The organism is Dactylosporangium sp. CS-047395, from assembly GCF_050942185.1.
Classification (GTDB): domain Bacteria; phylum Actinomycetota; class Actinomycetes; order Mycobacteriales; family Micromonosporaceae; genus Dactylosporangium.
This window is the reverse complement of record NZ_CP192015.1, coordinates 11,000,020-11,014,533: the sequence shown is the minus strand read 5'-3', so window position 1 is coordinate 11,014,533 and position 14,514 is coordinate 11,000,020. Positions and strand designations below refer to the sequence as shown.

The 14,514-nt window shown below is 70.7% G+C and carries 10 protein-coding genes; 6 read left to right on the top strand and 4 right to left on the bottom strand.

The features are described 5' to 3' along the window. The first annotated feature begins 8 nt into the window (after nt 1-8). On the top strand, nt 9-734 hold the full coding sequence (locus ACQP00_RS51390; protein ID WP_433211904.1) for a hypothetical protein: 726 nt from the start codon (nt 9-11) through the stop codon (nt 732-734). Here ACQP00_RS51390 and ACQP00_RS51385 read toward each other — a convergent pair. Then, nucleotides 731-1,627, bottom strand: a complete 897-nt coding sequence (locus ACQP00_RS51385; RefSeq protein ID WP_433211901.1) for an AAA family ATPase — start codon at nt 1,625-1,627, stop codon at nt 731-733. The genes ACQP00_RS51390 and ACQP00_RS51385 overlap by 4 nt on opposite strands. Then, complete coding sequence (locus tag ACQP00_RS51380) at nt 1,624-2,385, bottom strand: RNA ligase family protein (RefSeq protein ID WP_433211898.1); 762 nt, start codon at nt 2,383-2,385, stop codon at nt 1,624-1,626. Before ACQP00_RS51380 ends, ACQP00_RS51385 begins: the two co-directional genes overlap by 4 nt. Before the next feature lie 170 nt (nt 2,386-2,555). On the opposite strand from ACQP00_RS51380, the gene ACQP00_RS51375 reads away from it, so the two are divergent. From ACQP00_RS51375 to ACQP00_RS51365, 3 genes are all read left to right on the top strand, one after another. Beyond that, nucleotides 2,556-4,172 carry an alpha/beta hydrolase gene (locus ACQP00_RS51375; RefSeq protein ID WP_433211895.1) on the top strand — a complete coding sequence of 539 codons (1,617 nt, stop codon included), beginning with the start codon at nt 2,556-2,558 and terminating at the stop codon, nt 4,170-4,172. A gap of 187 nt (nt 4,173-4,359) precedes the next feature. Next, nucleotides 4,360-4,965 carry a DUF998 domain-containing protein gene (locus tag ACQP00_RS51370; RefSeq protein ID WP_433211893.1) on the top strand — a complete coding sequence of 202 codons (606 nt, stop codon included), beginning with the start codon at nt 4,360-4,362 and terminating at the stop codon, nt 4,963-4,965. Then, a complete protein-coding gene (locus ACQP00_RS51365; protein ID WP_433211891.1) occupies nt 4,929-8,426 on the top strand; it encodes a beta strand repeat-containing protein in 3,498 nt (1,165 codons plus the stop codon). The genes ACQP00_RS51370 and ACQP00_RS51365 overlap by 37 nt, the downstream gene beginning before the upstream one ends. 19 nt (nt 8,427-8,445) lie before the next feature. Here the strand turns inward: ACQP00_RS51365 and ACQP00_RS51360 are convergent, their stop codons facing one another. Further along, nucleotides 8,446-10,116, bottom strand: coding sequence for an SMP-30/gluconolactonase/LRE family protein (locus tag ACQP00_RS51360; RefSeq protein ID WP_433211888.1), 1,671 nt, complete (start codon nt 10,114-10,116; stop codon nt 8,446-8,448). A gap of 121 nt (nt 10,117-10,237) precedes the next feature. On the opposite strand from ACQP00_RS51360, the gene ACQP00_RS51355 reads away from it, so the two are divergent. Then, the gene (locus ACQP00_RS51355; RefSeq protein WP_433211885.1) at nt 10,238-12,292 is read left to right on the top strand and encodes a PKD domain-containing protein; all 2,055 of its coding nucleotides are present in this window, start codon (nt 10,238-10,240) and stop codon (nt 12,290-12,292) included. Nucleotides 12,293-12,365: 73 nt separating this feature from the next. Beyond that, nucleotides 12,366-13,412, top strand: a complete 1,047-nt coding sequence (locus tag ACQP00_RS51350) for a glycoside hydrolase family 43 protein (protein WP_433211882.1) — start codon at nt 12,366-12,368, stop codon at nt 13,410-13,412. A gap of 18 nt (nt 13,413-13,430) precedes the next feature. Here the strand turns inward: ACQP00_RS51350 and cax are convergent, their stop codons facing one another. After that, nucleotides 13,431-14,510 (bottom strand): calcium/proton exchanger, encoded by a 1,080-nt coding sequence (cax, locus tag ACQP00_RS51345; RefSeq protein ID WP_433211879.1) that lies wholly within the window; start codon nt 14,508-14,510, stop codon nt 13,431-13,433. Between the last annotated feature and the right edge of the window lie 4 nt (nt 14,511-14,514).

Below are 14,514 nucleotides of genomic sequence, written 5' to 3'. Positions count from 1 at the left end.
AGGACAGCGTGGAGCAGCACAAACTCACGATCGACATGAACGACGCCACGATCGACCAGCTGCGCGACCACCACTTCGCGCTCTTCGGCCTCCACGCGATCGCGACCTCGGCGAGCGGCGCTCCGACCATCTGGCTCTCGGCCCACTACCTCGAGCGCCACATGGAGATCACCTGGACCGAGACGTACTCGATGTTCACCACCCGGCACATCGCGCACGCGCCCAGCACGAAGGTCGTGGCCACCCACAACTACCCGGCCCCGCTGGGCAGCGTGCTGACCGTCGCGGGCAACGACGGCGCCGGCATCGTCACGCCCGGCGGCCCGGCCGGCCACATGGAGATCGACAACACCGGCCGTGCCGAGCTCGGCGCCGGGCTGTGCGTCCACGATTCCCACGGGATGTACCAGCCGATGGGTGTCTTCGACCTGATGGACGTCGACCTGTTCCAGCCGGTGCCCAAGGTCGCCTTCTTCTTCTCGCCGATCCCGCACATGGCCGGCGAGATCGCCACCCGCTCCCTCGGCCCCGGCGTGCTGCTGGACTACCAGCTGACCAACAACGGCGCCCTGTCCATCGAGTACGACATCCACGACGGCTGGGCCTGCGACAACCGGCCGTACGCGCGCCCGATCGCCGCCAACGAGCCGCTCATCCCGCTCCTGCTGATCCGCTCGTCAGCTCTCCAGGCCCTCGCGATGCAGCGTCAGCGCATCACGACCGCCCGCCACTAGGCGTTCAGGACCCAGCGCACCGCGTGCGCCTCGGTCGGGTCCGGCGGCTCCCAGCGCCGGGCCAACCGGTCGATCACGGCCGGCGGCACCGTCCGCCCCCGCTCGCGGTTGCGCCGGTGTACCACGTCCGGCGGTGCCTCCACGCTCACCACCTCGACCCGCGCGCCGTAGTCCGCGGCCAGCCCGATGGCCCGCGACCGCAGCGCGCGGGTCGTGTTCGTGGCGTTCCAGACGTACGCCGTGCCCACCCGCAGGTGCTCGCGCGCCCGCGCGTAGGCCGCCGCGATCACCGGCCCCTGGTCGTCGGCCGGGCCCACCCGCAGCTCCGCGCGCAGGTCGTCGAGGCTGACCACCGGTACCCCCGGTCGGTTGCCCGCGATCCAGTGGTCCTTGCCGGCGCCCGGGAGCCCGGACATCACGGTCACGGTGAAGGTCGTCGCGTCGAACGCGGCATAGGCCGGATCCCGCCCCGGCGTCCGGAAATACTCGAACCGCGCATGATCCGAGGCGAATTCCCGGGCCTTGTCCAAACAACCGAGCTCGCCGGTGTACTGCCGGAAAAGCGCGACGTCCCCGAGAAGGTCCTGATCTCCACCGGCGACCGCGGCCGCCAGGAGCGCAAGATCGTCATTGCGGGCGAGCAGGCTGACCCGGAACGCGACCCGGTCGAGGTCGGGGCGGTCCAGCGCGCCGAAGGGCAGGCGGTGGTGGCGGACCAGCGCGGCCACGTGCTCCCGCCAGGCGATCGGCACCCCGCGCTCCCACAGGATGCGCCGCGCCCCGAGCTCGCCCTCCGGGAGGAGCAGCGCCGCCGAGTACACCCGCTGCTGTTCCTCGGAAGGCCGCAACCGGAACTCCTCGAGGCCCGTCAGCGCTGCCGCGAGCTCGCTCACGCGCGGACCCGGTTGGCCACGATCGGCCGGTCCTGCCAGTGGCTGCCGGAGTCCAGGATCGCGGTGTGGAAGCTCGGCCGGACCCACTTGTAGCGGCCCAGCACCGTGCCGGCGTCCTCGAGCTTGAGGTAGAGGCCCTCCATCTCCTCGGCGAGGTCGGTCTCGCGCGCGACCTGGTCCGGGTCGGCGCCCCCGGCGACCGCGGCCTCGCGCAGGGCGTCCCGCCAGCCGCTCGTGCGGCAGGTCGACGGGCCGACGAGCTCGGTCAGCGCGGCCAGGTCCGGGAACGCCTCGTCGGCCAGCACCGGCACGGACGCGACCCCGAGCCCGTCGAGCAGCTCCCGCCGGCGCGGCGTCGACAGGAATGTTTCCGATTGACGGTCGTACACGTCGAACTCGCAGAAATGATGCGGCAGCGCGTCGTAGAAGACGGTGTGCTTCGCGTAGAGCCACTCGCCGTACAGGATGAAACGCTCGCGCAGCACGGGCCACAGCCGGTATTGCACCCCGGCCGCCCACGCCTTGAACGGGGCGAACTGTTTCTCGCGCGGCCCGCCCGACAGATAGTGACCGCGTGACTGCAGCCGCAGCGTCCCGTCGGCATCGAAGCTGATGGCGGCGTTGGCCCCGTCGAGCTTCTCCTCCACGACCAGCGTCCGCCCGGCCAGCTCGGCGAACGGGACCTGGGCGAGGTCGTGGTCCCCGGGCTGCAGCCGCGAGCCCTGCAGGTGGGGCGTCCGGGGGTACTTGCGCAGCATCCAACCGTTGTACCGGAGTTCGATTGTTGCGAGACATCGGTTTTTCGCGGGTGGAGGAAAGGGTGTTACGGGTTCCGCGCGGCGGGCCGGGCCGAAAGCATCGGCGTGACATTGTTTGACCCGAATCAGCTGGCCACTGCACAGATTTGGGCAGATTTGGGAGGGTTGTCTTGACGAACAGAACCGTGAAGGGGCTGGTCCTCTTCACCGCCACGGCCATGGCCGTGGCCCTCGCGCCGGCCGCGAGCGCCCTGGCCGCTCCCGGCGCATCGAGCGCCGACGGCTACTCGGCCTCGGTTCCCTGGGGTCAGTGCGAGAGTGCCGGCCTGCAGCGCCGCGGCGCCGAGTGCGGCCTGCTCGACGTGCCCCTGGACTACAACAAGCCCAACGGCAAGAAGATCCAGATCGCCGTCTCGCGCATCAAGCACAAGGTCGCCGACAAGGACTACCAGGGCGTCATGCTGGTCAACCCGGGCGGCCCCGGCGGCTCCGGCCTGACCCTGTCGGTCCTGGGCGAGTACGTGCCCAACGGCGCCGGCGAGGCCTACGACTGGATCGGCTTCGACCCCCGCGGCGTGGGCTCCAGCGTCCCGGCGCTGCACTGCGACGACGACTACTTCGCCGGCCCGCGCCCCGAGTACATCCCGTGGAACAAGAACCTCGAGAACCTCTGGCTGGACAAGTCCAAGGGCTACGCCAAGGCCTGCGGCAAGGCCGGCGGCGAGCTGCTCAACCACATGACCACGGTGGACTCGGTCAACGACATGGAGTCGATCCGCAAGGCGCTCGGCGCCAAGCAGATCAACTACTACGGCTTCTCGTACGGCACGTACCTCGGCCAGGTCTACGGCACCCTGCACCCCGACAAGGTGCGCCGCATGGTCCTCGACGGCAACGTCGACGTGCGCAAGGTGTGGTACCAGGCCAACCTGGACCAGGACACCAACTTCCAGCGCAACGAGGAAATCTGGTTCGGCTGGCTGGCCAAGTACGACAGCGTCTACCACCTGGGCAAGACCGCCAAGCAGGTCGAACTCCGCTGGTACGCCGAGCAGCAGAAACTCCGCGCGGCCCCGGCCGGCGGCGTGGTCGGCGCGAGCGAGTGGACGGACATCTTCCTGTACGCCGGCTACTACCAGTCGACGTGGCTGGAGCTCGGCAACGCGTTCTCGGCGTGGGCCAACAACCACGACACCCAGGCCATCGTCGACGCCTACGAGGGCTACATCGCCCCCGGCGACGACAACGGCTTCGCGGTCTACAACGCGGTGCAGTGCACCGATGTCCAGTGGCCGCAGAGCTGGAACCAGTGGGAGCGCGACAACTGGCTCACGTTCCTCAAGGCCCCGTTCATGACCTGGTCGAACGCCTGGTTCAACGCCCCGTGCCTCTACTGGCCGGCCAAGGCCCAGAAGCCGGTCAAGGTCGACGGCTCGAAGGTCAAGAGCGTCCTGTTCGTCGGCACCACCCTCGACGCGGCCACCCCGTTCGAGGGCAGCCTGGAGGCCCGCCGGCGCTTCCCGCACAGCGCCCTGCTGGCGGAGGTCGGCCAGACCACGCACGCCAACTCGCTCAACGGCAACGAGTGCGTGGACAACACCATCGCGGACTACCTGGCCACGGGTAAGCTCCCGCAGCGCAAGTCGGGCGACCGCCCCGACAAGAGCTGCGACGCCCTCCCGCAGCCGGACCCGACCGCGTCGGACTCGCTCGCCAAGGCGCAGACCCTGCGCGCCGACAGCAGCGCCTCCGCCGGCCGGCCGGCGCTGTACCCGGTGCACCACTAGTCACACCTGCGACGCAGGCGGGGCGCGGCCACTTCTGGCCGCGCCCCGCTGTGTTTCCAGCAAGGCGACGATCCGCGGCGGCTGTCCGTCCGCGGGCCGCGGCTCCGACCTCCGGGGCATGAGGACTTTCACGAAGGGCACCGCGAGGGCGGCGAAGATCTCGGCGGCGGCGATCGTCGGGTATCAGGTGCTGCTGGTCGTGGCGATGCTCGTCCGGCCGGAGATCGATCCGGTGCACAAGCCGGTCAGTGAGTACGCGATCGGGCGGCACGGGTGGGTGCAGGTCCTGGCCTTCCTCACCGCCGCCGTCAGCTACGGGTGCCTGGCGGTGGCCGTCGCGCCGGCGGTGCGCGGCCGGCAGCGACTGGGACTGGGCGTGCTGTGGGTGTGCGCGGTGGGCACGGCCGGGGTCGGGCTGTTCGTGGCCGATCCGGTCGTGACGCCGCTCGACCGGTTGAGTGCCGGCGGCACCGTGCACGTGATCTGCGGGTTGAGCGCGCTCGTGTTGCTTCCGGTGGCGGCGGTCCTGCTGGGCGGTACCAAGGCGAAATGGGTCCCGCTCGGTGCGCTGGTGCTGCCCTGGGGGCTGTCCGCCGTCATGCCGCCCGAGGGGGTGCCGCCGCGGTTGTTGTTCCTGGGCTATGCGTGCTGGGTGGTGACCGTGGCATCACGCATAGTGATACTGTCAGCACAATCTGCTGATATGCCGCATTTCGGGCGGCCAGCGCTCGAAAGCCGGGGAATGACATGGGGTCGATGGGGCGGCGGGTCGCGGGGGCGATCGGCGGGCTGATGGCGGTGGCGGGATCCGTGCTGGTCCCGGCCACGGGGGCGTGGGCGGTGACCTCGCCGTGCACGGACGGCTCGGCGCCGGCGGCGCGCAGCACGGTCTCGTGCACGAGCGTCGGCAACTTCACGCTCGCGGTGCCGGCGGGGACGACGTCGATCGATGTCGACGTGGTCGGGGCCGGCGGCGGGGCCGGCTATCCCGCGCGGTCGCACATCGGCGGGCACGGGGCCGAGGTCACCGGCACCGCGACGCTTCCACCGGGGACCACGTCGATTTACGTCATCGTCGGTACCGGCGGTGGCGGCGACAACCACGGCTACGGCTACGGCGGCACCGGTTCGGGCGTGTTCGCGCTCGGGGCCGGACAGTCCCTGCTGGCCAAGCTCGCCGTCGCGGGGGCCGGCGGCGGCGGCTCGTACAACGGCGACGGGGGCAACGCGGGCGCGCCCGGCACGTCGGAGAACCCGGCCCTGGCGGCACCCGGCGCGGCCGGCAGCGGGGCGACCGGAGGCGCCGGCGGGGCCGGGAACTACGCGTCCGGCACGGCCGGCGGCAACGACAACCCGAGCTCGCTCACCCTGGCGGCCGGCGGCAACGGTGGCACGTACCCCAACAACAGCGCCGGCGGCACCGGTGGTGGCGGCTACGCCGGCGGTGGCGGCGGCGCGACCGGCAACCAGGGCATCCTGAACATCTACGAGGCCGGCGGCGGTGGCGGCTCGTCGTACGCGCACCCGACCTACCTGTCGGCGGGCGTGATCGGGCTGAAGAGCGGCACCGGCGGCGTCCAGCTGCCCGGGCTGGTCGCCGGCGACGGCCTGAACGGCTACGTCACGCTGACGTTCAACGGGCCGGCCGTGCCGAGCGCGCCGACGCAGGTGACCGCGGCGCCCGGGAACACGCAGGCGACGGTGTCGTGGACGGATCCGACCACCGACGGCGGCTCGCCGATCACCGGATTCACCGTGACCTCGACCCCTGGCTCGATCGTCACGAACTGCCCGTCCAGCCCGTGCACCGTGCCCGGTCTCGCCAACGGTACGGGCTACACGTTCACCGTCCACGCCGCGAACGCCAACGGTGACTCGCCGGAGTCCGATCCCTCGCAAAGCGTCACGCCGGCCCTTCCGCCGGGCGTACCCACGATCGGTACGGCCACGCGCGGGGCGGGTCAGGCGTCGGTCACGTTCACCGCGCCCGGGAGCGACGGCGGTTCGACGATCACGGGGTACACCGTGACCTCGAATCCCGACGGCATCACCAACACCTGCCCGTCCAGCCCGTGCACGGTCTCGCCGCTCGTGAACGGCACGGCCTACACGTTCACGGTGCACGCCACGAACGCCGCGGGCAGTTCCGGCGAGTCGGGCGCGTCCAACTCGGTCACCCCGGCCGACGTGCCGGGTGCGCCCACGCAGGTGTCCGCCGTGCCCGGTGACACGCAGGCGACGGTGTCGTTCACGGCGCCCGCGGGCAACGGCGGTTCGGCCGTCACCGGCTACACGATCACGTCCAGCCCGGGCGCGATCGTCAAGACCTGCGCGGCGAGTCCGTGCACCGTGACGGGGCTCGCCAACGGTACGGCCTACCAGTTCACGGTCCGCGCCACCAACGCGGTCGGTGACTCGGTGGCGTCCAGTGCGTCGAGCGCCGTCACGCCCGCCTCGCTGCCGGGCACGCCGACGATCGGGACCGCCACGGCCGGCGCGGGCCAGGCCGTGGTGACGTTCACCGCGCCCGGGAGCGACGGCGGTTCGACGATCACGGGGTACACCGTGACCTCGAATCCCGGCGGCATCACCAACACCTGCCCGTCCAGCCCGTGCACGGTCTCGCCGCTGGCGAACGGCACGGCCTACACGTTCACGGTGCACGCCACGAACGCGATCGGCAGCTCGGGCGAGTCGGGCGCGTCCAACGCGACCACCCCGGCCGACGTCCCGGCCGCGCCGACCGTCACCGCCACCGCCCTCGACGGCGGCGTGCGCGTCCAGTTCGCCGCGCCGAGCAACGAGGGTTCGCCGATCACGCGGTACGAGATCTCCACCGACGGCGGCGGCACGTGGGCGACGCTGCCCACCACGCCCACCGGCGCCACGCTGAGCGGAACGGTCACCGGCCTGACCAACGGCACGCAGTACGGTGTGCGCGTCCGCGCGGTCAACGCGAAGGGCGACGGCCACCCGTCCACCAACCAGTCCATCACCCCCGCCGCCGTGCCCGGTGCGCCGACGGCCGTGAGCGCGACGCGCGGCAACGGCTCGGCCGCGGTGACCTTCACGGCGCCGGGCAGCACGGGCGGCGCGGCGATCACGTCGTACACGGTGACGGCGACCCCGGGCGGCCTGACGGCGTCCTGCCCCTCCAGCCCGTGCACGATCAGCGGCCTGACCAACGGCACCGCCTACACGTTCACGGTGCACGCCACGAACGGCACCGGCGACTCGGCGGAATCGACCGCGTCGTCGGCGGTCACCCCGGCCACCGTGCCGGCCGCTCCCGCTACGCTGACCTTCACCCCGGCGGCCACCTCCGCGGTCGTGTCGTTCGCCGACCCGGCCAACGGCGGTTCGCCCATCACAGGCTACGAGGTCTCGACGGACGGCGGACAGACCTGGAACCCGCTCGACGCCGACCGCACCATCCCGGGCCTGACCCCGGAGACGTCCTACCAGGTGCAGGTCAGAGCCATCAACGCCGCCGGTACCGGTCCGGCGAGCACCAGCGCCGCACTGAGCACGGTTCCCGTGGCCCCGGCCGCTCCGACGGCCACCGCGGGGACGGCCTCGGTGGTGGTCACCTGGACCCAGGCATCCAGCAGTACGGTCACCGGCTACACCGTCTACGCCCACCCCGGCCCGGCCACGTGCACCACGAACGCGCGCACCGCGACGTCGTGCGTGATCGGGGCGGTGAGCGGGACGTCGTACACGTACACCGTGGTGGCGCACGCCCCGTCGGGTGACTCGGCCGACTCGCTCGCCTCCACCCCGGTGACGGCGGCGAACCCGGAGGTGCCGCCGGCCGCTCCGACCGCGGCGCCGACCACGCTGACCACGACCGAGGGGACGCTGTCCAAGGTCTCGCCGTCCCAGCAGATCACGATCGTCGGCACGGGCTTCGCGCCCTACTCGACCGCGACCGTCGTGCTGTACAGCTCACCGGTGGTCCTCGGAACGGCCACCACCGACGCCAACGGCTCCTTCACCAAGCAGGTCACCATTCCGGCCTCGATCCCGGCCGGCTCGCACAACCTGGTGGCCTCGGGCGTCGACAGCAACGGCAACACGCACCAGCTGCGGATGCCCGTCACCACGGCGGCGGCTTCCACGCCGTCGAGCGGGAGCGGGGGGCTGCCGGTCACGGGAGCTTCGGTGACGGTGCTGGCCATCTGGGCCGGGCTGGTCACGGCGGCGGGCGTGGGGCTGGTCGCCTTCGGCGCCCGCCGACCGCGAACGCGATGACGTGCTGACTCGCCCGCCCTCACGTTCGCTGAGGGCGGAGGCGGTTCAACATGAAGGTCGCGTAGAACTGCTCCCACGGGCCGATCTCGGTGCGGTCGGCGGTGAGCGGGCCGGTGCCGTCGTTGCCGCTGACGTACCGGTTGGTCGCTACTGCCAGCAGGCTGAAGGCGCCGTCGGTGCCCTGGACGATCCGGAAGTGGGCCGCGTCGGCGACGGTCGCGCCCGAGGCGACGAGGCGGTTGGTGGCGTCGATCGCGAAGTACCGCTGGGTGATGCGCGACCGCAGGGCGATCTCGCCGTTGCCCAGGTCGAGCTGGTCGAACGCGTCCGGGTAGTCGATCGCGGCGCGGTTGGCGACCAGCGGGCCGGTGCCGGCGGCGTCCGTGGCGACGTACCGCAGGTTGCTGCGCGACAGCAGGCCGAACGTCTTGGTGCGTGGGTACACCGAGACCTGCTTGGTGGCGCTGTTCGTTTCGCCGATCTCGTCGACCGCGGTCACGGTGATCGTGTAGGTGCCGGCACTCTTGTAGGTGTGGCTGCCGTTGCTCGCGAGGGTGCCGACCGGGCTGCCGTCGCCCCAGTCGACGGTGTGGTGGTCGATCCACGCGAACCCGTGCTTGCTGTCCTTCGGGTCGACGTGGACCGAGCCGTAGTCCGACGACGAGGTGAGCGTGAAGCCCGCCGTCGGCGGCGCCGGCTGGACGGTGGCGAACGCCAGGGCGGCGGGGTTCCAGACGAGCCCCTCGGCGTTCACGGTGACCCTGTTGGTCGTGACGTCGATCAGGGAGCCAGTGCTGAGCTCGCCACCGTTGAACACGGCGACGTGCTTGCCGTCCGGCGCCACACCGATCGCCTGCGGGGAGGGGCCGACCGGGATCGCCGGCCCGGCCGTGTTCGTGGCGGTGGCGATCACCGACACCGTATTGTCGGCGGTGTTGGTGACGTATGCGTGGGCGCCGTCCGGAGCGATCGCGATGCCGAACGGGCGCCCGCCGACCGGAACCGTCGCCGTGACCGCGTTCGTCGCGGTGTCGACGACCGAGACCGAGCCGGTACTGGCCGAGTTCAGCACGTACGCCCGCCGCCCGTCCGGCGTGACCGCGACGGCATGCGGCGCCGACCCCACCGCGACGGTCGCCGCGACGGTGTTGGTGGCCGTGTCGATCACCGACAGGTCGTTCGAGCCGGAGTCGGCCACGAACACCCGGCGACCGTCGGCGCTCACGGCCAGCCCGTCCGGGGCCGAGCCGACGCGGACGCTCGCGGTCACCGCGTTCGTGGCCGTGTCGACGACCTTGACCTGGTTCGTGGCCCCGTCGGCGACGTAGACGCGCCGGCCGTCCGGCGTGACGACGATGCCCGCCGCCCCCGCCCCGATCGGGACCGTCGCGACGACGGTGCTGGTGGCGGTGTCGAAGACCGCCATCGAGGCGCCGCTGCGCGAGGACATGTACAGCCGGCCGCCGTCCGGCGCCGCCACCATCGCGGTCGGCTTGGCGTCGAGAACGCCCAACGTGACGTACTGCAGCGTGTTCGGATCGAACATGCCGATGAGGGTGTCGTCGGATCCGACGACGTAGACGACCTGCCGGGTCGTGCTCGCAGCGGCCGCCGGGCTGCTCACCATGGCGATGGCCGTGGTCGCACCGACCGCCGCCGCCGTGAGAAGGCCCAAGAGGGACTTGCGCACACTCTTCCTTAGAACGAGAGGGGCAATGGCGCTCGCGATTATCGTCCGCGATCTTGGTCCCCGCGACCCCGTTTGCCCGGCGGGACAACGATTTCCCGTGCCGTACTGCACAATGCCCGTCGTGCAGAAGCCTCTCATCGCCGGCATCGTGACGGCGGTCGGCGCGGCCACCGCGCTGTTCGCCATCACCGGCCCGGCGGCCGCCGCAGCGGCACCCAGGCAAGTGCTCTACATCGGCGGATGGGGGACCGGCCTGGCGTCGGTCATCGATCCCCAGACCGGCAAGGATCTCAACACCCTCGGCGACAACAGGACCTACGGCGGCCGGGGACGGATGGCGTTCGATCCCGGCCGGGGTCTGGCGTACATCGCCGATACGAACATGGGTGTCGACGTCGTCGACGTAGCCCAGAGCCGGATCGTCAAGAGCATCGACCTCCAGGGCAACCCGGAGAGTGTGGCGCTGACGCCGGATGGCGCGCGGCTCTACGCGATGAACGGCTCGAACAACCGCGTGGACGTTCTCGACACCACGAACTACTCGGTGCTGAAGTCCATCACGGTCGGCAGAAGCCCGGAGGACATCGCGCTCTCGCCGGATGGCAAGCGGGCGTATGTCGTCGCTTCCGAGCTGTACATGAACGATCACGGCAACATGTCGGTCATCGACACCGCGACGAACACCGTGACGGCGACCGTGCAGCTCGGGGCGCAGCCGCAGGCGCTCACCGTCACGCCGGACGGCAAGCGCGCGTATGTCGCGAACTTCCAGGACAACGACGTCTCGGTGGTGGACCTGACGACCAACACCGTCACCGGCCGCATCCCCGTCGGCGCCGGGCCGCTGGACGTGCAGGCATCGCCCGACGGCTCGCGAATCTACGTCAGCAACTCGAGCGGCAACTCGCTGTCGGTCATCGACACCGCGACGAACACGGTCGCGACGACCGTGGCGGTGAACGGGCACGCGTACGGCTTGGTCATCGCGCCGGACGGGACCCGGGCCTTCATCCTCGCCGACACCTCGACCGGCACCTCGGCCGGGACCGGTCAGCTGGTGCCGTTCGACCTGGCCACCAACGCGACCGGAACGCCCGTCGGAACCCCGCGTGTCCCGGCGAACGCGCTGTTGATCGACATCGCCGCCCCGGGCGAGCCGACGGCGGACTTCTCGTTCACTCCCCAAACCGGCAACAGCTTCTCGTTCGACCCCGGCGCGGTCCGGTCGGGGCTGGTCCGGATCGTCTCGTCCACGTTGGACACTGGCGACGGCGGGCAGAGCACGATGACGTCGGCGCCCTACGGCTTCACGTACACCTACCGAACGCCGGGCACCTACACGGTCTCGCTCACCGTGGTCGATGCCGAGGGGCGGTCGGCGACCGTGCGCAAGCAGGTCGAGGCCACCTCGCAGGAGCGGACGGTGGCGCTGCTCGCGCTCAGCAATCTGCGGTACGTCTCCGCCGACGGGGCCGGGAGCAAGCCCCTGGTGCCGAACCGCACCGCGGCCGGAGCGTGGGAGAAGCTGCACGTGTACGACCTGGGCGGCGGCGACGTCGCGCTGTACGCCACGGTCAACAACCGGTACGTGACGGTCGACCCGGCCACGTCGAAGCTGGTCGCGAGCGCGGAGAACGCCGTCCCCTTCCAGATCGTCAAGGGTGCGGACGGCGCGTTCGGCCTGCGGTACAAGGCCACCGGCAAGTTCGTGAGCACCAACTTCGACCGCGAGCTCACCGCCGACCGCGACTCGATCGGGCCCTGGGAGCAGTTCGTGGCGGCCATCAACACCGACGTCACATGGTCCTCGGCGGTCAAGGGGTACGTCAGCGCGGACGGCGCCGGCACCAAGCCGCTGATCGCGAACCGCACGGCCGTCGGCTCGTGGGAGACGTTCGACCTGATCGACGCGGGCAACAGCCAGGTCGCGTTCTTCTCGCACGCCAACTACCGGTTCGTCACGGCCGACAGCGGCGGCAACGCGCCGCTGATCGCCAACCGCACCACCGTCGGCGCGTGGGAGAAGTTCACGCTGATCAACCTGGGCTGGCGGTCGGCGCTGCTGGCCAACGCGAACGGCAAGTACGTCACGGCCGAGAACGGCGGCAACGCGCCGCTGATCGCCAACCGCACCACCGTCGGCGACTGGGAGGGCTTCACCGGGCTGCCGTACTAGAACTTTAAGCAGTCCTTACTAATTGGTGAGAGTCTATTGACAGCGGCCCGTGCCTCCGGGTCAACTCGGGGGTATGGGTCGCTTCTGGCGTTATGGGCTGGCCGTCCTCGTCCTGGTCGGGTCGCTCGCCGCGGTCGGCACCGCCAATGCCGGCGTGACCACGCTCGGTGGGGCCGATCCCAGCGTGATCAAGGTGAACGGGCTCTATGTCGCGGCCAAGTCGGTGGACGGTGGGATCGCCATTCGCACCGCCACGACGCTCGCCGGCATCGCGTCGGCGCCCAAGAAGCAGGTTTGGAAGGACACCGGGCTCGGCGAGGTCTGGGCGCCCGAGATCGTGTACTACGACGGGCGCTACCGGGTCTATTTCTCGGCCGGGACCGGGTCGGCGCACCGGATGTACCACATCAGCTCGACGAGTCCGGACACCGGCTATTCGGCGGCCACGAAGGTGGCGCTGCCCAACGACAAGTGGGCCATCGACGGGGCGCCGTTCACGTTCCAGGGGCAGCGCTGGTTCGTCTGGTCCGGGTGGGCGGGTGACACGAATGTCGAGCAGAACCTGTACATCGCGCGCATGAGCAGTCCGACCGCGGGCACCGGGGCGCGGTACGTCATTTCGCAGCCGCGCGAGGCGTGGGAGCGGACGGTCGGGAACCCGTTCATCAACGAGGGGCCCGAGCCGATTCTGGACCCGAACGGGCAGCTGCACATCACGTACTCGGCGAACGGTAGCTGGAGCAACAAGTACTGCATCGCGGATTTGCGGCTGCGGGCCGGCGGGGATCCGACGTACGTGTGGGACTGGTACAAGAGCAACGGGTGCCTGTTCGGGTCGTATCAGCCGAACATGATGGCCGGATGGGACGCCACGCTCTACGTCGACGGGCCGGGGCATCACACGTTCGTGCTGGAGCGCGGGGACATCGCCACCAGCCCGCCGGCGGGCAATCGGTTCCCGACGATGTTCCACGCGGTCGCGAAAGGCACGCCGTACTCGTGGTCGGCCCGCTACTGGTACATCGGCTCGGCGGTGTGGTGGGGGAACGTGACGTACCGCCGCGTAAATGTTCCTGGTCCTACGACGGACACGGGATTCGGGCTGAAGTTCTTCGAGTGAACCCCAGAAGAATAGACCTCAGCCCCACCAGAAGACGGCACCGATGATGGCGTAGAGGGCGACCAGACAGGCACCCTCCAGCCAGGTCGACTCGCCGTCGAAGACGATGAAGGCCACCGCGATCACCGTGATCGCCACCGCCATGATGAGCATCGGGGCGAAGACCAGCGTGAGCGTGGTCGCGGTGAGCAGCGAGAGCAGGACCAGGGCCGGGGCCAGGACCAGCGCGATCTGCAGCGGGCTGTTGATGATCACGCTGAGCGCGTAGTCGGACTGGTTCTTCCAGGCCAGTTTGATGCCGATCACGTTCTCGATCGCGTTGCCGGCGATGGCCACGATCACCAGGCCGGCGAACGCCTGGGAGATGCCGAGGGCGTCGATGGCCGGTTCGAGCGCGTAGACGAACCAGTCCGAGACCAGGGCCGCGCAGCCGCTGGCCACCGCGAGCAGGCCGACGGCGACCCAGATCGGCCAGCGCGGCGGCTCCATGTGCACCTCCGCGCCGGCCGACGCCGAGCGCTTCAGGCTGGCCGGGAGCGACAGGGCGAAGACGATGAGCAGGATGACGGCCACGAAGATGGACAGCGTCTTCTCGTGCGGCTCGGCCGGGGTGTGCACATAGGACGCCAGGCTGGGCAGCACCAGGGCGCCCGTGGCGAGCACCATGAGGACCATCGTCGTGCGGGCGCGCTCGGAGTTGAACTTTTGCGTACCGTGCTTCAGCCCGCCCGCCACGAACGCCAGGCCGAGCACGAGCAGGATGTTCGACAGGATCGAGCCGATGATGGCCGATTGGACGACCGAGACCAGGCCGGCCTTGAGCGCGAAGAAGCCGATGAACAGCTCGGGCAGGTTGCCCAGCGCGCCCTGCAGCACGCCGGTCGCGCCCGCGCCGAAGCGGTCGCCGAGCTGCTCGACGCTGCGCCCGACCAGCGAGGCCAGGCAGGCCACGGCGGCCCCGGCGACGGCGAAGGCGAGCACGGACGGCACGCCGGCATATCGGGTCACCGCCGCCAGCCCGACGGCCACGGCGCACAGGCCGAACACGGTGAAGTCGGAGCGGATGAACATCCGGGCCGGAGCGGCGTCCACAGTCACGAGA

Excerpts from the sequence above, each read along its gene's own strand:
- ACQP00_RS51380 (WP_433211898.1), bottom strand. The coding sequence starts at position 2,385 with ATGCTGCGCAAGTACCCCCGGACGCCCCACCTGCAGGGCTCGCGGCTG.
- ACQP00_RS51350 (WP_433211882.1), top strand. The coding sequence starts at position 12,366 with ATGGGTCGCTTCTGGCGTTATGGGCTGGCCGTCCTCGTCCTGGTCGGG.
- ACQP00_RS51365 (WP_433211891.1), top strand. The coding sequence starts at position 4,929 with ATGGGGCGGCGGGTCGCGGGGGCGATCGGCGGGCTGATGGCGGTGGCG.